Source organism: Ruminococcus sp. OA3, assembly GCF_022440845.1.
Taxonomy (GTDB): Bacteria; Bacillota; Clostridia; order Lachnospirales; family Lachnospiraceae; genus Ruminococcus_G.
In genome coordinates this window covers 110,347-127,863 of record NZ_JAKNTO010000001.1, presented here as the reverse complement: position 1 = coordinate 127,863, position 17,517 = coordinate 110,347, and the positions used below count along the sequence as shown (strand labels likewise).

17 protein-coding genes are annotated in these 17,517 nt (G+C 48.4%); 9 read left to right on the top strand and 8 right to left on the bottom strand.

The annotated features are described in order from the left end of the window. The first annotated feature begins 3 nt into the window (after positions 1–3). The gene (locus MCG98_RS00630) at positions 4–513 is read left to right on the top strand and encodes a hypothetical protein (RefSeq protein WP_240299947.1); all 510 of its coding nucleotides are present in this window, start codon (positions 4–6) and stop codon (positions 511–513) included. A gap of 23 nt (positions 514–536) precedes the next feature. Then, a complete protein-coding gene (locus tag MCG98_RS00625) occupies positions 537–1,040 on the top strand; it encodes a hypothetical protein (protein WP_240299946.1) in 504 nt (167 codons plus the stop codon). A gap of 73 nt (positions 1,041–1,113) precedes the next feature. On the opposite strand, the gene MCG98_RS00620 is transcribed toward MCG98_RS00625, so the two are convergent. Beyond that, positions 1,114–1,881: a polysaccharide deacetylase family protein gene (locus MCG98_RS00620; protein WP_240299945.1), complete on the bottom strand. Its 768-nt coding sequence runs from the start codon at positions 1,879–1,881 to the stop codon at positions 1,114–1,116. A 217-nt stretch (positions 1,882–2,098) separates the two neighbouring features. On the opposite strand from MCG98_RS00620, the gene MCG98_RS00615 reads away from it, so the two are divergent. Further along, on the top strand, positions 2,099–2,707 hold the full coding sequence (locus MCG98_RS00615; protein ID WP_240299944.1) for a DUF308 domain-containing protein: 609 nt from the start codon (positions 2,099–2,101) through the stop codon (positions 2,705–2,707). A gap of 61 nt (positions 2,708–2,768) precedes the next feature. Here the strand turns inward: MCG98_RS00615 and MCG98_RS00610 are convergent, their stop codons facing one another. Together MCG98_RS00610 and MCG98_RS00605 are read right to left on the bottom strand one after the other, a co-directional pair. Next, positions 2,769–4,865, bottom strand: a complete 2,097-nt coding sequence (locus tag MCG98_RS00610; RefSeq protein ID WP_240299943.1) for an ABC transporter permease — start codon at positions 4,863–4,865, stop codon at positions 2,769–2,771. Further along, positions 4,862–5,608 (bottom strand): ABC transporter ATP-binding protein, encoded by a 747-nt coding sequence (locus tag MCG98_RS00605; RefSeq protein WP_240299942.1) that lies wholly within the window; start codon positions 5,606–5,608, stop codon positions 4,862–4,864. The genes MCG98_RS00610 and MCG98_RS00605 overlap by 4 nt, the downstream gene beginning before the upstream one ends. A 162-nt stretch (positions 5,609–5,770) precedes the next feature. Between MCG98_RS00605 and MCG98_RS00600 the strand changes: the two genes are divergently transcribed. Together MCG98_RS00600 and MCG98_RS00595 are read left to right on the top strand one after the other, a co-directional pair. Beyond that, complete coding sequence (locus MCG98_RS00600; protein ID WP_240299941.1) at positions 5,771–6,496, top strand: LytTR family DNA-binding domain-containing protein; 726 nt, start codon at positions 5,771–5,773, stop codon at positions 6,494–6,496. A gap of 16 nt (positions 6,497–6,512) precedes the next feature. Then, positions 6,513–7,793 carry a sensor histidine kinase gene (locus tag MCG98_RS00595; protein WP_240299940.1) on the top strand — a complete coding sequence of 427 codons (1,281 nt, stop codon included), beginning with the start codon at positions 6,513–6,515 and terminating at the stop codon, positions 7,791–7,793. A gap of 54 nt (positions 7,794–7,847) precedes the next feature. Here the strand turns inward: MCG98_RS00595 and MCG98_RS00590 are convergent, their stop codons facing one another. The 4 genes from MCG98_RS00590 to MCG98_RS00575 form a co-directional block, all read right to left on the bottom strand. Next, on the bottom strand, positions 7,848–9,011 hold the full coding sequence (locus MCG98_RS00590; protein WP_240299939.1) for an aminotransferase class I/II-fold pyridoxal phosphate-dependent enzyme: 1,164 nt from the start codon (positions 9,009–9,011) through the stop codon (positions 7,848–7,850). Next, positions 9,008–9,502, bottom strand: a complete 495-nt coding sequence (locus MCG98_RS00585) for an Lrp/AsnC family transcriptional regulator (protein WP_240299938.1) — start codon at positions 9,500–9,502, stop codon at positions 9,008–9,010. The genes MCG98_RS00590 and MCG98_RS00585 overlap by 4 nt, the downstream gene beginning before the upstream one ends. Positions 9,503–9,667: 165 nt before the next feature. Further along, on the bottom strand, positions 9,668–10,144 hold the full coding sequence (locus MCG98_RS00580) for a hypothetical protein (protein WP_240299937.1): 477 nt from the start codon (positions 10,142–10,144) through the stop codon (positions 9,668–9,670). 48 nt (positions 10,145–10,192) lie between these two features. Next, entirely contained in the window at positions 10,193–11,002 is an 810-nt protein-coding gene (locus MCG98_RS00575; protein ID WP_240299936.1) for an NYN domain-containing protein, read from the bottom strand. Positions 11,003–11,180: 178 nt separating this feature from the next. Here MCG98_RS00575 and MCG98_RS00570 point away from each other — a divergent pair, with 178 nt between their 5' ends. The 3 genes from MCG98_RS00570 (at position 11,181) to MCG98_RS00560 (ending at position 15,002) form a co-directional block, all read left to right on the top strand. Then, positions 11,181–12,029, top strand: coding sequence for an aminotransferase class IV (locus MCG98_RS00570; RefSeq protein ID WP_240299935.1), 849 nt, complete (start codon positions 11,181–11,183; stop codon positions 12,027–12,029). A 4-nt stretch (positions 12,030–12,033) separates the two neighbouring features. Continuing rightward, the gene (locus MCG98_RS00565; RefSeq protein ID WP_240299934.1) at positions 12,034–12,924 is read left to right on the top strand and encodes a LysR family transcriptional regulator; all 891 of its coding nucleotides are present in this window, start codon (positions 12,034–12,036) and stop codon (positions 12,922–12,924) included. A gap of 128 nt (positions 12,925–13,052) precedes the next feature. Then, on the top strand, positions 13,053–15,002 hold the full coding sequence (locus MCG98_RS00560) for an FAD-dependent oxidoreductase (RefSeq protein WP_240299933.1): 1,950 nt from the start codon (positions 13,053–13,055) through the stop codon (positions 15,000–15,002). A 294-nt stretch (positions 15,003–15,296) separates the two neighbouring features. Here the strand turns inward: MCG98_RS00560 and MCG98_RS00555 are convergent, their stop codons facing one another. Beyond that, positions 15,297–16,166 carry an AraC family transcriptional regulator gene (locus MCG98_RS00555; RefSeq protein ID WP_240299932.1) on the bottom strand — a complete coding sequence of 290 codons (870 nt, stop codon included), beginning with the start codon at positions 16,164–16,166 and terminating at the stop codon, positions 15,297–15,299. A 278-nt stretch (positions 16,167–16,444) separates the two neighbouring features. On the opposite strand from MCG98_RS00555, the gene MCG98_RS00550 reads away from it, so the two are divergent. Then, positions 16,445–17,434 carry a substrate-binding domain-containing protein gene (locus MCG98_RS00550; RefSeq protein ID WP_240299931.1) on the top strand — a complete coding sequence of 330 codons (990 nt, stop codon included), beginning with the start codon at positions 16,445–16,447 and terminating at the stop codon, positions 17,432–17,434. The last annotated feature ends 83 nt before the right edge of the window (positions 17,435–17,517 follow it).

Genomic DNA, 17,517 nt, shown 5'->3' with positions numbered 1-17,517 from the left:
AGTATGAAGAACAGGGCAACGGGAAATAAGTGGATAACGGTGGCAGTTGCGGCCCTTGCGGTGGCTGCCGTACTCTGTGTCATCTGGTTTTTCCGGCAGGGCAAACCGTACGGTGACAGCGGCGTCGCCGACAGAGGACTGGTAATCGCGGATGATGCATCTGCCTGGACACAAAACCTGGAGGACAGGTCGGAGGGAGAGCCGGGAATTAAGATTCCGGGATACGGAGAACTGACGATCTCTGAAAATGCAGAGAGTTTTAGCATGTCACTCGTTAATCCAGAGAATAATCCCTGCTATTTTAAATACACGCTGGAAGTTGCAGGGACATCAGATGTATTATATGAGTCGGATCTGATCGAGCCGGGTAAGGCAGTCACGAGATTCGAGGTTGCCAACCTGCCGGATGCAGGCGATTATGATCTGCATATTAATATCAGCACGTACTCCATGGATGATGAGATGACTTCCATGAACGGCGCGCAGGTCAAAACTGTTCTCCATGTTGTATAGAAAATCATCCGGAGATAAAGAATATGAGACTGATAAAAAAAATTATGGCTGTCACAGCAGCAGGCATTTTGTCTGCTGCGATGCTTGTGACGGCAAATGCAGCTTCTGTGACTGATCTGATCCTTCGAACCGAAGAGCCAGATTATACGATAACGGTTCCGGAAAATATTGAGGTTGCGGCAAAGGGAACGACAGATGTAGAGATCACTGCTTCCGATGTACAGAATCTGCCCGTGGATGGGAACATATCCGTAAGTCTGGCAGAAGGCAGTGTAAGCGGGGGAGACTTATATCTGACAGCCGAAGATGCAGAAATGCTGAAACTGGAAGTAACAGGAGCTGGAGGAACAGCGGCAGGAGACACTGCAGGGCAGAAGAGCGTGGGCATGGAGCTTGCTTCATTTACCGGGAACGGCAGCAAAAGCTACCAGTTATCCCTTGCGGATGGAATGACGCCTGAAAACGGTGTAAGCTATCAGGGATATATCGTATATGGAATTGAAGTAATATCGGAGGCTGAGTCATAGATATATATGCTCCTTTGAAAAAAGACCGATTTGTAAGAGCTGTCTTTGCTCTGCAGATCGGTCTTTCGGTTTTTCAGTCAGGAATCTGCCTGCCCTCCTGATTCATATGAAAATTCTCCTGATAAATCAGTTTGGAAACAGGGACGAACTCGAACCCTTTTTCTTTTAAAATTTTAATGAGCGGATCAAGTGCTTCCACCGTGTACTTGGCACCGTTATGGCAGAGGATGATAGAACCGTTTCCGAGATGCCTGTGGTTATAGACGGCATCGATAATAGAATCAGTACCGTAATCTTTCCAATCCATGCTGTCGATGTCCCACAAAATCGTAAAGTATCCATTCTCTCTGGCTGTTTGGATGACCAGATCATTATAATCACCGAAAGGAGGACGGAACAGAGTCATATCTGCACCGGTCAGGTCTTTTACTTTTTGATGGACGGAAAGCAGTTCTTCCGTCTGCTTTTCGGCGTCGAGACCATTCATATCAGAATGTGTGGCACTGTGATTCCCGAGATCATGGCCTGCCGCCTGAATTGCTTTTACATCTTCCGGGTAGGCATCGACCCAGCCTCCGGTTACGAAAAAAGTAGCGGTAACGTCATTGGATCTAAGGATTTCCAGAATTCGGGCAGTGTCTCCATTGCCCGAAGCGGTATCAAACGTCAGGGCGATCTGCGGGCGCTCTGTCTGAACACATTTGATCGGGAGCTCACTGCTGCCGCCTGCGCCTCCGGAAACCGTCAGCTGCCCTTTGGTGTTGCTCCAGTATAAGATAGACAGTGCTGATATCAGACAGAAAGTAAATGCCAGAAGTGCACCGTACCCCTGTGTTTTCATAGAACGCTCCCTTTTATCAGGTTTTTTTATATATATGCGGGTTGGAACACAATCTTTCCGGTGAATACAGGGGGATTCGGTTAAAGTTAAAAAACAAAAAGATTGCAGTTAAAATTGGGGGAGTATCATGTTATTATATAAGTAAGTGGAAACTGTTGAAACCGCGATACGTAGGCTGAACATGGAACTGGTTACGAAGAGGCATTAGGGGGAAACAATGTTGAAAAGATTTGTTAAGGAATTTAAACGGGATTACATGATAATGGCATTATTGTGCATAGTGGTTGGAATATTATTCTTGTTTTTTCCGGTATCATCGGGAAAGGTTATATGTTATATTATTGCCATTATGTTCGGAGTGATCGGGGTGATACATATTGTGATCTATTTTCGGAAGGCCATTGACGACTACATCTTCCAGATGGATTTTGCACGCGGCCTGATGGAAGCTGCCTGCGGCGTGTTTTTTCTGATCAAGCCGGAACTGATGCTTGGCATTCTGCCGATAGCTCTGGGCATACTGGTTATTCTTGACTGCTTTGTAAAGATTCAGCATGGGACAAATCTGATGCGTATGGGGTATGAATACTGGTGGGTAGTCATGCTGCTTGGAATTGTAGCCGGTGTGCTGGGCATCTTTATGCTGTTTAACCCTTTCGGGACGATGAAAGCACTGATGATTTTTATGGGAATCGCATTGATTGCCGACGGTCTGATGGATTTCTGGACGCTTTTCTGTGTATCCGGTCTGTTGAAAAGGATTGCTGAGCAGGTCATAGACGAGGATATTGTACTCTGCGATGATGAGCAGAACCGGGAGTCATGAAAAAAGCGTTTCCTGCGCTCAGCTGTTGCTGATACGGGAAACGCTTTTCCTGTGGTAATGGCTAAAGTTCCAGTATTTTTCGTACACTTTTAAGCGTAAAGCGGTAGAACAGCCAGATGCCCAGAGTCATGAGAATGACAAAAATGGCACAGTTGCGAAGTCCGGCAAGTTCACCCGGAGTTAGTCCGTCGTCGTTAAAGTACATGATCATAAAATACAGCAGATACATCAGAGCAGTTCCCACGATGACAGGTGTCTTAAATACCTTTCCGATCTGACTCCTCACAGAGGCGTAAAGGTAGTTTTGGTCAGCCCCCAAATGCTTCAGATCATCATAAACCTGCCGGTTAATATATGCGACAGTCATGCACCGGGTATAGGCGATGACAAATACTGCGGCAAAGCAGATGACAGAGATAAAGATGAACAGCATCAGAAAGACCGCAAATGTTGTGTTAAAGTCGTTCAGGTCCATGATCCGGAACATTGGCATGTATTTCCAGTAAATTTTGAACTCAGAAGAATACATGTCTTTATACTGTAACTTTTCATCCTCTGAGACATCCAAAAAGTATGATTCCCCGTTTTCTTTTGCACGCTGCCTGACAATACGGTCGTAAGAATCCACGACTTCACATTCCGGTCCGGAGCAACGGATGATTTCCTCGTAGAGGTTTCTGGCAAATGCATAGGAGGCGTCGACCTCTTTTACATTAAAGACCGTCAGATATTCCCTCCATGCAGGGGGGGAACCCTCGGTGATCTTCCGGTAATCGGTGTCGTCCAGCACGTAGTAATTCGTTGCCAGCATATCATCATACGCATATTTCTCAAAAGATATGTCCATCTGCAGCCCGGTCACCGGATTGGTCAGTCTGGTGATCTCAGTCGGTATCATATAGGCACCGCTTCCGTCTTTTGGGAGGACTGCGCGCAATTTCCCTTCGGGCACATCGATGGAAGTGCCGGTTATCTTTGTAAAGTCAGACTCCGACAGGAAATTGCCCTCCCGGCATACTTCCCGGTATTTCAGGTCATACGTTCCGTTGGCATGCTCAATCTGCTCATATCCGTCTGTGGCAATATTTGTGGTCTGTACCTGTGTGTAATCCATGATATCGACATTGTAAACGTCTGCCATATTGCGGATATCAGTCTCCGTCAGCATATCCTGATCCTGCCGGTAATGGAACATATAGTCATACGGGCGGTTGTCAATACTCATCCGGCTGCCTGTTGTCAGCATCGGTGCATAAAATGAGGCAAAGTAGGCGCCTGCAAGGAGGACCGTGATGATGAGCATGTTATTGACTGTCTGACGCCCCTGAAATTTCATCATGCTCCGCGTGATAATATCCTTATAACGGTTCTTTCCCCGTCTCCAGCCGTGGATCACGGTGTAGAGCAGCAGCATATACAGGCCCACAAAAAGCGGGAGATAGGCGATATTGATCCATGCAGGCGGATACCAGTGCAGTACGGTGATGCAAAAAGACGGGAGTATATAGCCGCCAAATCCGCCGACCGCCATAAGAAGGATTCCGACAAGACCGTACCATGGCCGGACATCGTGAACGGGTTCGCTCTTGCGCTGTGCATTGACGATATCGATGATATTGGTCTGGCGGATGAAACGGATACTCATAAAAAACAGTGCCGCGATCACGTATAGTAAAAACACACCGGCGAATACGTACGCCTGTGCGGAAAAAACAAAATCCATCTCAGGACTGTTGACGAGCAGAGTACCAAACAGTTTCCAGATGCCGAAAGCAAGCGGAGTGCCGAGTGCTGCTCCGAGGAGACAGGCGCAAAGTGAGATCTGCATCAGCTCCTTAAACAGCTGACGGTGGAGCTGTCTGGCGGATGCGCCGAGAGCCAGAAAAATGCCTGTATCCCTGGCTTTGTCTTTGAAAAACAGGGCAGCGGTATATGTCACGAAAACACCGCATCCGACAGCGGCAAGGATGAAAATTGCCATGACCTGTTTCCGGGAGTCACCGCCCTCCGGGAGGATGGTAAGCACCGTCGGAGAACGCATCATGGTGACGTACGCCGTGATCAAAAGTACAGAGAAAAAGCAGCAGAAGAACAAGAGCCGGTAGTGCTTTTTATGATGGCGGCGCAGCGCCTTATTGATCTGTGTTAAAGTCTTCATACATTCTCACCACTCATTTCTTTGATAATATCGAGAAGCTGATCCTGGAAGCTGCCTCTGTTGCCGTTGTTCCGGGCGATGCAGAAGATGTTTCCGTCTTTCAGGATGATCACACGGTCGCAGAAAGAGGCTGCGTAGCTGTCGTGTGTTACCATAAAGATCGTAGCGTTCAGCTCATGGCGTGCCTGTTCAAAGGAACTGATGACGGCCTGGCTGGATTTGGAATCGAGATTGCCGGTGGGCTCATCTGCCAGCATGATAAGCGGATGGTTGATCAGGGCACGGGCGACAGCAGTTCGCTGTTTTTCACCTCCGGATATTTCGGCGGGATACTTGCCGCTGATATGTGTGATGCCGAAGATTCCGCAGAGACGGTCGGCTTCTTTTTCCATACTGCTGTCAATCCGTCCGCTGATGATTCGTGGCAGCATGATATTGTCACGCACCGTCAGGCCATCCAGCAGCATAAAATCCTGAAAGACAAATCCCAGTTTTTGATTACGGATATGTGCCAGTTCGTTTTCGCTTAAGGAGGCAAGATTTTGATCACCCAGCCGGATTTCTCCTTTGTCAAACGGTATATAACAGGATATACAGTTTAACAGCGTTGTCTTCCCGGAACCGGAGGGTCCCATGACGGCTACAAATTCACCCTGTTCCACTTCAAAAGATACATCTTTTAGTACCTCATAATTAATATTTCCGGTATGATAAGTTTTGCATAAATGCTGTATTTTCAGCATAGTCGTGCACCTCCGTCAGATTATGTGATTTCTTTGTTGTAACTCTATTTTAAGGCACAGATCCTCTGCGGGTCCTCATAAATATGTCATATTTGACACAAATATTGTAACGTTTGGTTCCGGCGCTTTTTAACTGAAGAAGAATGTGATAGAATGAGGAACATGACAGAAGGAGGAGGTGAGGATGTGATACAGATTGCCGTGTGTGATGATGAAAAAGGGCAGAGAAGCGTGCTGCGGGAGATCCTGACCCTGCATCTCCAGCTTAAGGCGGAGGCGCATGAATTCTATGAATTTGCATCGGGAGAAGAGCTCTGCACTGCCTGCCGTAAAAACAGTTTTGACCTGATTTTTCTGGACATTGAGATGAATGGAATGAGCGGAATGGAGACTGCCAGGAAGCTCCGGGGCCTTGGGGTGCAGACAGTCCTGATCTTTGTGACGGCATATCCTGACTTCGTGTTCCAGGGATATGAAGTGCATGCATTTCATTATATACTGAAGCCGTATAAAGAGAAGAAGATCAGGGAAGTGGCGGATGCGGCTCTCAGAGAGATTGCGGACCGTGAGGCGGAATACTATCTGATCCCGACGGGAAGCGGAAGTTACCGCCAGAACCTGCGGGAAGTCCTTTACTTCTACAGTGACCGGCGCAAGATCACTGCCGTGACAAAATCAGATAAGAAGACATTCTATGGAAAACTGGACGAGCTTCAAAAAGAACTGCCGGCTTATTTCCAGCGCATCCATCAGAGATACCTGGTCAATATGAATCAGGTCATGGAGACGAAGGACAATTCGGCGCTGGTTGGGACAGAGATACTTCCGGTGAGCAGGGCACACAGACAGGAATTCCTGATTGCTTTCGCGAAGAGGATGCTAAAATAGAAGGGAGCAAAAGAGAATGGAAACAATAGAAGCAGTAGCCCGGCTGGTACATTTTATGCTGATGCTGGGGACAGCTGCCGTATTTATGCGCATGACAGGGGCGTTTGTGGAGATCAGAAATTATCTCTGGCTGAAAATACTGATCGCCTTATCTCTGATTCCAGTTTCGAGTATCGTCATTTTTTATGGGGACATAGTAAATATTACGTACGCAGGTATCTGGTATCTGATCGTGGTGCTGACAGGGTTCAGGGGAAGACTGATAAAAAAACTGTCTGCTGTCCTGATTCTCTATCCGCTGGTTGTTGCAGTCAATTTTCTGGTACCGTATGCGGTTATCATTGAATACAGTACATATCCGTCTGCCGGCTGGTATGCTGAAATCTGCGTAAATGCATTGATGTGTCTGCTGGTCTGGCTGGGTATTTACAAAATATTTTATGAGAAAATACGCATGGCTGGCAATTACCTTACAGAACGTATATGGGCAATGCTGGACGCCGTGTCACTGATGCCTCTGTTTGTCACGGGGTATGTCATTATCATAACCTCTGAAGCCGAGGAAGCTTTCAGCATAGGGATCGCTGTCATCAGTCTCATTTCTAATCTGGGCATTTTATACCTCATCACCTATATGATAGACAATACAAAAGTCCTGCTGGAAAATGAAAACCTGCATCAGGAACAGGAGTATTACCGGGAGCTGGAACATAACCAGAAAGAGATCAGAAGGCTGCGTCACGATATGAACAACCACCTCGCCGCCGTGGATGCCCTTCTGGAGCGAAATGAAACGGAAAAAGCCAGGGCATACTTTGCAGAGTTGTCTGCTGTCGCCGCGGGGACAAACCGGATGTTCTGTAAGAACAGCCTGATCAATGCGGTACTTGGCAGTAAGTATCAGAAAGCGGAGGAACTGGGAATCGATACGTTTTTTAATATCGATCTGGGGGAAGAAGTCTCTATGGATGAGGTGGATGTCTGCTCCTTATTTGCTAACACACTGGACAATGCGATCGAAGCATGTATCCAGATCAATGATTCTCAGGAACGCAGAATGGAACTGCGCGCCCGGACAGGCGGGGGGTATTTCAGCTTTCAGCTGGAGAACCCTTATGTAAATGAAATCCGATTCTGTCATGGGGAATATCGCACAACCAAGAGTGACCGGCGGCAGCATGGGCTGGGCATCGGGAAGGTCCGTGATATCGTGGGGAAATACGGGGGGAATCTGAAGATTTCCCACGCGGGAGGCGTCTTTTCGGTGGTGGCCATTATACCTCAGGAAAAGGCGTGAAGCCCGCTGAGTGATCAGCAGGTTTCACGCCTTTTCCTGTAAGAGACGATCAGATCATCCGCGGAGCCGCGTGATGAAATTTTCCAGCCGGTTTACAGCTTCTTTTAATTCCTGTATAGAATATGCATAGGAAAGCCGCAGATAGCCTTCCCCGCTCTCGCCGAATGCGCTTCCCGGAACAACGGCAAGTTTTTCGGTTTCCAGCAGCTTCAGTGCAAATTCTTCGCTCGTCATCCCGAATTCCCTGATACAGGGGAACATATAAAAGGCTCCCTGCGGTTTAAAGCAGGGAAGGTTCAGCCGCTGAAGTTCATGGTGCAGATAGTTCCGCCGCTGGTTGTAAGAAATACGCATTTCTGCAACATCCTCATCACCGTTTGTAAGCGCCGCCACTGCAGCATACTGGCTGACCGTCGGTGCACACATGATGGCAAACTGGTGAAGTTTGAGCATCTGTTCCATGATCTCGTGATTGGCCGCGGCATATCCAAGCCGCCATCCTGTCATCGCATACGCCTTTGAAAAGCCATTGATTACGATGGTGCGGTCACGCATACCCGAAAGAGAGGCGATACTTGTATGAGGTCCGCCGTAGGTCAGTTCACTGTAGATCTCGTCGGATATCACGATCAGATTATGCTCCCTGGCTACTTCGGCGACAGCCTCCAGATCGCTTCTGCCCATGACAGCGCCCGTCGGGTTATTGGGAAAAGAGATCAGCAGAGCCTTTGTCTTCGATGTGACAGCGGCTTCAAGTTCAGCCCTGGTCAGGCGAAATTCATTTTCCGCGCGGAGCGGAATTCTCACCGGCACACCGTTTGCCATGATGATGCACGGTATGTAGGAGACGAAGCACGGTTCAGGGCAGATGACCTCGTCGCCATCGTTCAGGATGGTGCGCAGTGCAATATCAATCGCTTCGCTTCCGCCGACTGTCACAAGGATCTCATGCTGCCAGTCGTAGGTATTCAAAAGGCTGCGTTTCAGATAATCACTGATCGCACGGCGGAGCTCCGGCGTTCCCGCATTGGATGAATAGAAGGTTTTACCGTCTTTCAGTGTGCGGATACCCTCCTCGCGGATATGCCAGGGGGTGTCAAAATCAGGTTCCCCCACGCCCAGAGAGACCGCGTCGGGGATGTCAGATACAATATCAAAAAACCTGCGGATTCCGGAAGGGGCAAGGGAAATGACACGTTTGGACAACAGTTCTTTCATGGTGTCACCACCATCCTCTGGTCTGGTTTTCCGGCCTCCAGGTCAACACCCAGTTCTTTATATTTTGTCAGCGTAAAATGTGTAGTCGTGCTCTGCACTTCTTCAATTGATGCGAGCTTTGAATTGACAAACATGGAGATTTCTTTTAAATTTCGGCCCTTGACCATGACCAGAAAATCGTAGGAACCGGACATCAGGTACAGGGTTTCGACCTGGGGGTACCCCTTGATCTCATCGGCCAGCCGCTGATATCCGTCGCCGCCGTGGGGAGTCACTCTCAGTTCAACGAGGGCTTCCACGTCATCTTCGCGCACCTTGTCCCAGTTGATCAGCGCGCGGTATCCGCAGATCACATGATCTTTTTTCAACTTGTCCACAGTAGCCCTAATCTTCTGTTCGGATTCGTCAAGCATGACCGCAAGTTCTTTGCAGCCCAGTGTACAGTCTTTCTCGATGAGCTTTAATAACTGCTCTTTTTTATTAGTATCCATCTGTTGACCCTCCTGTTCCGATGGTAAATGGTGAGTATCCTTTTGATAAAATATCCTCCGGCAGCCGTGTGTTCCCGGGATGATCAATGTGAGACCGGACACCGGCTGTACGGGCAGAACCGCACTCCTTCCGGAACCGGGGGATATTAAAAGTATATCACTATTTTAACAAAATACAATAATCTTTTCAGGTGTAGTCTGAGCAGGGATGCTCCTGGTAGTGTTGAAATAATACACAAGCAGGATGTGGCCTCCGGGAGAACATTCAAAGCGCTGGCCGTTAACGGTGGTCACATTAGTAGAGCGGCTGATATTCAGGCTCAATGATTTATCTGATGAAGTCAGGTCTTTGTCAAAGTAGTCCAGTTTAATATTTTCATTCGGTCTGAGTACGGTTATCATCTCGGCTCGGTACTGCGGGGGGAAGATCAGGGGAACAGGCAGGTCACTGTCATAAAAAGCGGCTACGCGCATTCCGGGCCGGAGCCTCGTGCAGCCCACGACAAAAGTTTCCGGTGCTACGATAAAGTTGGTAATGCCGCTGGATGACATTATGGATATCATGCGGTTGCAGCACTCTCCTGTCATTGATGTGATTTCCCGTATAATACCGGTGACGGGTACGAAAGATTGATAAGGCATAAAAAACCCCTTTTTCTTTATCGTATGAGAAAAAGGGGGAAAAGGTACTCATTTCGCTTTAAAGTATATCTGCTGCTGGTGACTGCCGGTAGAGATCCGATTGATCTCATAATCTCCCAGAGATTTCACGAAGGGGGTCAGCTTGGCGTAGCCGAAATTACGAACATCAAAATCAGGAAGACGCTTTGAAAGCTGGTCGCCCAGTTTTCCGGAGAAAATCCACCCGTCCTCGTCCGAAAATTTCTCTACAATCGCAGCAATCGTCTGCTTGATAATGTCCAGGTCAGACTGAGGCTGTATGTCTTCCGGCGGCGGTGATGCGGTTTCTTTTTTGCTGGTTCTGCTCTTTTCTTTTACAGTGGTTTTTATTTCTTTTATCATAGGGCGTTCAGCGGCGGCTTTCTTTTCTTTTTTCTGCTGATTGGAGAAGAGAAGATCCAGATATTTGAACTGGTTGCATGCAGCTATAAAAGGTTTCGGCGTTTTGCTCTCGCCCATACCGATGACCTGCATACCCGATTCTCTGAGCCGGGCTACGAGCCGGGTAAAATCACTGTCCGAAGACGCGATGCAGAATCCGTCCACGGTTCCCGAGTAAAGAATGTCCATGGCATCGATGATCATCGCGCAGTCTGTTGCGTTCTTTCCGGAAGTATAGCTGTACTGCTGCATCGGAATGATGGAATTGTCTAAAAGTACAGACTTCCAGGATGCCAGCTGGGGGCTTGTCCAGTCACCGTAGATTCTTTTGTAGGTTGCGACTCCGCTGTTTGCGGTTTCTTCCAGAATAATCTTAATGTATTTATCGGATATATTATCTGCATCAATCAGTATGGCAAATTTTAAATCGGTTTCCATATACTTACCTCAATCATTTTATTTTACGTAACTGCTCAGGGGGGAGTAAGCTGAACTGCTCTGAACAATTGCTGCTACCTATACTATACCATTTTCCGGAGGCAGGCGTAAAGGCTTATCTTTACATTTGTCTGAGGATAAAGTATCATGAAAGGAGAAAATAAAAGGAGGACGCCGGATGAAAGATATTGGCTACTACAACGGTGAGAGAGACAGAATTGAAGCACTGAAAGTACCGATGACAGACAGGGCGCTGTATTTCGGCGACGGCTGTTATGATGCAACAAGGATTGTCAACCGGATTCCTTTTGCACTGGATGAGCATATTGAGAGATTCTGTCACAGCTGCAGGTTGCTGGAGATCGAATTTCCATATGATGCGAAAACTCTGAAGGGGATTTTGATGGGGCTGGTCAGTGAGCTGGACGATGACGAAGGTTTGCTGTACTGGCAGACTTCACGTGGACTTGCGCTGCGCGAACATGCATTTCCGGAAACAAAGGGAACTGCGAGTCTGCTGGCATATGCCCGGCCGGCAAGTATGTGTCCTGTTGGTCAGGAACTTCAGATCATATCTCTGGAAGACACCAGGTTCTATCACTGCCATATTAAATCACTGAATCTGCTGCCGAACGTGATCGCATCACAGAGGGCAAAAGAAGTGGGATGCCAGGAGGCTGTGTTTCACAGAGGCGGGCGTGTGACGGAATGCTCACGCAGTAGTATTCTGATGCTGAAGGATGGTGTGCTGTGTACGCCTCCCCTTGACCGGCTGATCTTGCCGGGGATTACCAGAGCGCATCTGCTGCAGCTGGCAAAAGAGCTTTTGATTCCGGTAAGCGAAGAGGCATTTTCACTAAAACAGCTATGTGAGGCAGATGAGATCATTGTCTGCAGTTCCGGTGCACTGTGTAACAGAGTATCGAAGCTGGACGGCCGGACTGTTGGGGGCAGGGCACCTGAGCTCCTGAAGAAACTTCAGGATGCCTATGTAGATAAGTTTAAAAGAGAGACGGGTCAGATATAGACAGATGGATATTAAGGATTTGCAGTATTTTCATGTTGTTTATGAGGAGAGGAGCATCAACCGTGCAGCCGGAAAACTCTTTATCTCTTCCCAGGGGCTGAGCAAGATCATCTTGAAGCTGGAGGAGGAGCTTAAAACGACTCTGTTTGAACGCAGCAAGAAGGGAGTCCGGCCTACGGAAAGTGCAGTTTTTCTGTATGAGAAAGCGGAGGAAATCATTCGGCAGTATGAGGAGATCCGGCATGGGATCTACCAGCTGAGGGTAAAGGACAACACACTTAGACTGGCGTGTGCAAGGGGAGTACTGAACGCACTCTCGTTTGAACTGGTGACGGACTTTATCCAGGGTCATCCGGACATTGAAGTCGAGTGGATGGAGGAGTCCAATCAGGAAGTGAAAGAGAAAATAGCCTCCATGCAGGCGGAGGTAGGGATTGTTGTTGGACATACCCGGTTTGCGGAAGTGCAGGAGATGAAGCTGGCGAGCCGTGCTGTCAGGCTGATCGTCTACCAGGGACATTCGCTGTATGAACACAGAGAGATCAGTATTGATGAGCTGCGGACAGAGCGTATCCTCATTTTGAACGAACAGTTTGAGATTTTCCATACATTCTGCGACATCTGCAGGGCAAAAGGATTTGAACCGGACATTGCAGCAAAGACAGTGGACAGCAGCTTTCTCTATCAGCTCTGTAAGGGGCATGCCGGCATCGGTGTGGTGATCGATTTTTCCACAGTGAATTTCCGAATGGATGGAGTGAGGGTCATTCCCCTTCGTGAACAGATCACATGGGATATTTATCAGATATGGAATAAGAAGAGTTCCCTGTATCCAAATGTAAGGGGATTTCAGCAGTATCTAACAGATCGTTGTAAGGTGGCAAAGGATTATTGATAGTCCGCGCCGCCTTTTTTTGTTATGCTTAAGTACAGAACACAGGACACCGGGGAAGAAGAGGCTGAAAGAAAACTTACATCTGTCCCTGAGTTGGGCCGCAGCAATTGCGGTACAGGAGGAAAACGATGAATTATAAATATCCAAATTTATGTAAACCGATAAGACTGGGAAATGTCATTTTCAGAAACCGTATGTTCTCTGCGCCCATGGGAGGCACGGATATTACGGCGGACTGCTGTATCGGGAGAGGATCCACGGGGTTTTATGAACTCAGAGCCAAAGGCGGGGCGGGAGCAGTCACGGTCAGTGAATGTATGGTGCATCCGGAAACGGATGGTTCACATGCCTTTCACCTGGATCTGACGACACCGGGCTCACTGTCCGGATTTACATACACAGCGGATGCGATCCGCAGACATGGCGCAGTTGCCAGCGTGGAGCTGTCTCATTCGGGGCAGTATGCCGGTACATATCTGACCGACAAGGACAAAAAGAAAGGTCTGGCGCAGTATGGTCCGAGTGCCGGTGTACGGTCAGATGGACTGGAAGTGAAAGAACTGACGAAGGAACAGCTTGCGGAAATTGCGGCTGCCTATGGAAACTGTGCAGCGCTGGCAAAACGGGCAGGATTTGAGATGGTAATGGTACACGGCGGTCACGGATGGCTGATTAATCAGTTTCTGTCACCATACTTCAACCACAGAACAGATGAATACGGCGGATCTCTCGAAAACCGGGTACGATTTGCGAAAGAGGTCCTCGACAGTGTGCGCGAAGCGGTCGGACCGGGCTTCCCGATCGAGTTCAGAATGAGTGGTTCGGAGTTGTTCGAGGGCGGTTATGATCTGGAAGAGGGTGTCGGGATCGCAAAACAGCTGGAGAGCCGCGTGGACCTTCTGCACATATCAGCCGGGACATATCAGCGGGGGTTCTCAGAGACGCACCCGTCGATGTTCCGGCCACATGGCTGCAATGTTTATCTTGCGGAGGAGATCAAGAAGCATGTAAGCGTGCCTGTGGCAACGCTGGGAGGTCTGAATGACCCGGCAATGATGGAAGAGATCATAGCTTCCGGGAAGGCCGATGTGGTGGAGATGGCGAGGGCTCTGCTTGCAGATCATGAGCTTCCCCGAAAAGTGATGGCAAACAGGGAGGAAGACATTGTTAAATGCCTGCGGTGTTTTACCTGCATGGCGGAACGCGCGGTTACTTCAACGAGACGGTGTACTGTCAATCCGCTGATCGGGCGTGAACTGGATGGCATGGAAATACTGCCCGCAGCGAAGAAGAAAAAAGTTCTGGTGGCGGGAGGAGGCCCCGGCGGTCTGAAAGCAGCGCTGACAGCTGCGCAGAGAGGCCATGAAGTCATCCTTTGCGAAAAGGAGGGGCGGACAGGTGGAATTCTGAAAGGAGAAGAGGCAATCCCGTTTAAGCGTGAGATGTACGAACTGGGACTTACCCTCGAGAAACTGGCTCTTGATGCAGGTGCCGAGATTCGTCTTAACACTGAAGTGACCCGGGAATATGTGGAACGGGAGAACGTGGATGCACTGATCATTGCGGTGGGTTCCGCACCTCTGATCCCCCCGGTGGAAGGGATAGACGGCAGCAATGTCATCGTTGTCAATGACTATTACATGGAGCGGGATAAGGTGAAAGATGAGGTTGTCATACTCGGAGGCGGACTGGCAGGCTGTGAGGCCGCCATTCATCTGGCGCAGGAAGGAAAGCGGGTGACAGTGGTGGAGATGCGGGATGATGTTGCAGTAGATGCAAATATCAGGCATCGACCCATTCTTCTGACGGAACTGGCAGATAAAAACGTAAGACTCTGTACGGGATACCGTGGGCTGCGTGTGACGACAGACGGTATCATCTGCCTGAATCCTGAAGGGAAGGAAGAACTGATTTCGGGGAAAACGGTGATCTGTGCAGCCGGTCAGCGCGCGCGAAGGGAATCAGCGGACAGCCTTCTCGGAACGGCACCTTATATTGCACAGATCGGCGACTGCGTACGCCCATCCACAATCACGACGGCAGTATATCAGGGATATCACGCAGCGCTTGATATCTGAACAAATATATTCGTGTCAGATAGAAGTACCCTGCAGGTTTCAGTTACGAAAGCCTGCAGGGTCAAAATATTTCCGGAACATCTGGGGAGTAATGCCGTTATCTGATTTGAATATCCTGATAAAGTGAGTGCTGCTGGTAAAGCCACATTCATCGGCTATCTGCCGGACACTCAGAGCCACCGCAGGGGGCTCATTTTTTTTGTCTGGAACTGCCGTCAAAATGAAACCACTGGAAAGTAACAGGTGTCTCTGCCCAATAAGACATCTTGGGAATGGACAGAATTTTGATCTCCTCTATAGTTTAAATCCTTCCGGATCAAAGAATTTGCGGAACATGGCGGGTGTGGTTCCGGTAATTTTTTTAAAGGTCCGGATAAAATGCGAGGAGCTGGAAAAGCCGCATTGTATTGCAATGACTTCTATCGTGCTCCGTGTTTCCGTCAGCAGCTGTTTGGCGTGGCGGATCCGGATGCTGGTCAGATGTTCATATGGAGCGCAGCCGGTTTCATTCTTAAACATACGCGAGAAATGATACTGGCTGAGCGAGGCGTGATCAGCAATGTCAGACAGACTGATCGGTTCATGGTAATGGCTGAGCATGTATTCCTGGGCTTTTGCAACCGGTGCACTCACGGCGGAAGATTCCTGCAGAGTGAGAACACTTAAGATATTGTGAACGAGAAAGGAAAGCTTGTGGTCATTGGGAAAGTCGCCGGAAATCTCATTCTGAAGATAATTAAACAAAAAAGAAGTTTTGGCGCGGTTTAAAAAGTGAACACCGTGCTGTTTGTAAAGCATATCAAAGTATGCCTGGGAACAGTTTCCGGTAACCATGTATGTCTGCAGGCGGAGCGGTCCGAGTGCTTTGTAATAATGGGGATACCGCGCATCAAGAAATACAACATCACCGGAGGTTGCAGTAAAGGATTTGTCCCTGTATTCAAAATACATTTCCCCGTCCACGATACGGAATAAAACAAGGGTATCCAGATAACTCCTCCGGACCTTATACGGGATGTCGCAGATGTACTCGTCACCCCACAGAACACAGAACAGATTCTGGCGGGCAAACTGTGACGGCGAGTGAAAACCGCCGCCTTTTTTCTGAAGTATTCCCGGTTCCACAGGGATTACGGCATCTTCCTGAATCTTTTCAATTGACATTGTGAATCCTCCTTGCAGCAATATATGTATATTGAAGAGCAGTATTAGCTAGTGAAAACTACATAAACTTATTATATTATAAAACACAGAGATACACAATCAACAAAAATCATAAAAACAAACGTCAAAAATTGAGAAATATGACAAAAAACCTATATATTTCACTAATTTTCAAACAGCAATAAAAGAATATTTGGAATGCGTTAGAAGCATCACGGAGATGTTTTTATAAATCAGCAAGAGATTTAACAGGAGAAAGGCAAAGGAGGATGTTGTTCATGAAAAAGAAACTTGTATGGTTACTGATTGGAGCTATGATGGCAGGAATGCTCGCTGGATGCGGAGGAAAAACGGAAGAAGCAGATGACACGGCGGCGACGGGGGGAGCTGCCCGGGAAGGGGGCAGTGAGGCAAAAGAAGACATTGAGATCGGATTTTCCGGGGATTACTTAAGTGACTTTATGGCGACTGTTGCGAGCGGGGTTGAGACAGCGGCGGCGGATAACAATGTGAAGGTCACAATACAGGATGCAGAGTTCGATACTGCGAAGCAGCTGCAGCAGGTGGAAAACTTAATTAACGCCGGTATGGATGCGGTTGTCATCAAACCGGTAGACTCCGATGCCTGCGGACCGATAAAGCAGGCATGTGAGGAGGCTGGTATTCCGTTCGTTGTTGTAAACTCTGAAAGTAATGTGGGTTCCGATGTATTCGTAGGGTCTGACCATAAATACTCGGGACAGCTTCAGGGAGAGTTTGTCGCAGAAAATCTTCCGGAGGGTGGTCAGGTAGGTATCCTGATGGGGGAAATGACACTGCAGGCCACCACTCAGAGAACAGAAGGTGCCAAAGAGGCAATGGCAGCAAATGATAAGATTGAAGTCGCATCGGAACAGGAAGCCGGATGGATGCGTGACGAGGCAATGCAGAAGATGGAGAACTGGCTGAACTCCGGACTTGAGCTTTCCGCAGTTATTGCCAACAATGACGAGATGGCGATCGGCGCCGCGAAAGTACTGAAAGAGAATGGTGTGGAAGGCGTATTGGTCTGTGGCATAGATGCCTCAGAGGATGCGTTGAATATGATAAAAAGCGGAGAAATGTCCATGACCGTGTTCCAGAACGGCTATGAGCAAGGTTACCAGGGCGTGGTGTCTGCGATTAAACTGGCTAACGGAGAAGAAGTAGAGGAATATGTGGATGTACCATATGAGTTGGTGACAGCGGATAAGGTGGATGAATACCTTGAGATTGTTACCGCACAGTAACCCATATCTGAGCAATTGTCAAGATGAGGAAGGGAGTGTTCCTGCTCCCTTCCTTTTAATAAGCACAACGAAATGAACAGTTA

Bases quoted from the DNA above. Each gene is read 5' to 3' on its own strand.
- MCG98_RS00630 (WP_240299947.1), top strand. From the start codon at position 4: ATGAAGAACAGGGCAACGGGAAATAAGTGGATAACGGTGGCAGTTGCG.
- MCG98_RS00625 (WP_240299946.1), top strand. From the start codon at position 537: ATGAGACTGATAAAAAAAATTATGGCTGTCACAGCAGCAGGCATTTTG.
- MCG98_RS00620 (WP_240299945.1), bottom strand. From the start codon at position 1,881: ATGAAAACACAGGGGTACGGTGCACTTCTGGCATTTACTTTCTGTCTG.
- MCG98_RS00615 (WP_240299944.1), top strand. From the start codon at position 2,099: ATGTTGAAAAGATTTGTTAAGGAATTTAAACGGGATTACATGATAATG.
- MCG98_RS00610 (WP_240299943.1), bottom strand. From the start codon at position 4,865: ATGAAGACTTTAACACAGATCAATAAGGCGCTGCGCCGCCATCATAAA.
- MCG98_RS00605 (WP_240299942.1), bottom strand. From the start codon at position 5,608: ATGCTGAAAATACAGCATTTATGCAAAACTTATCATACCGGAAATATT.
- MCG98_RS00600 (WP_240299941.1), top strand. From the start codon at position 5,771: ATGACAGAAGGAGGAGGTGAGGATGTGATACAGATTGCCGTGTGTGAT.
- MCG98_RS00595 (WP_240299940.1), top strand. From the start codon at position 6,513: ATGGAAACAATAGAAGCAGTAGCCCGGCTGGTACATTTTATGCTGATG.
- MCG98_RS00590 (WP_240299939.1), bottom strand. From the start codon at position 9,011: ATGAAAGAACTGTTGTCCAAACGTGTCATTTCCCTTGCCCCTTCCGGA.
- MCG98_RS00585 (WP_240299938.1), bottom strand. From the start codon at position 9,502: ATGGATACTAATAAAAAAGAGCAGTTATTAAAGCTCATCGAGAAAGAC.
- MCG98_RS00580 (WP_240299937.1), bottom strand. From the start codon at position 10,144: ATGCCTTATCAATCTTTCGTACCCGTCACCGGTATTATACGGGAAATC.
- MCG98_RS00575 (WP_240299936.1), bottom strand. From the start codon at position 11,002: ATGGAAACCGATTTAAAATTTGCCATACTGATTGATGCAGATAATATA.
- MCG98_RS00570 (WP_240299935.1), top strand. From the start codon at position 11,181: ATGAAAGATATTGGCTACTACAACGGTGAGAGAGACAGAATTGAAGCA.
- MCG98_RS00565 (WP_240299934.1), top strand. From the start codon at position 12,034: ATGGATATTAAGGATTTGCAGTATTTTCATGTTGTTTATGAGGAGAGG.
- MCG98_RS00560 (WP_240299933.1), top strand. From the start codon at position 13,053: ATGAATTATAAATATCCAAATTTATGTAAACCGATAAGACTGGGAAAT.
- MCG98_RS00555 (WP_240299932.1), bottom strand. From the start codon at position 16,166: ATGTCAATTGAAAAGATTCAGGAAGATGCCGTAATCCCTGTGGAACCG.
- MCG98_RS00550 (WP_240299931.1), top strand. From the start codon at position 16,445: ATGAAAAAGAAACTTGTATGGTTACTGATTGGAGCTATGATGGCAGGA.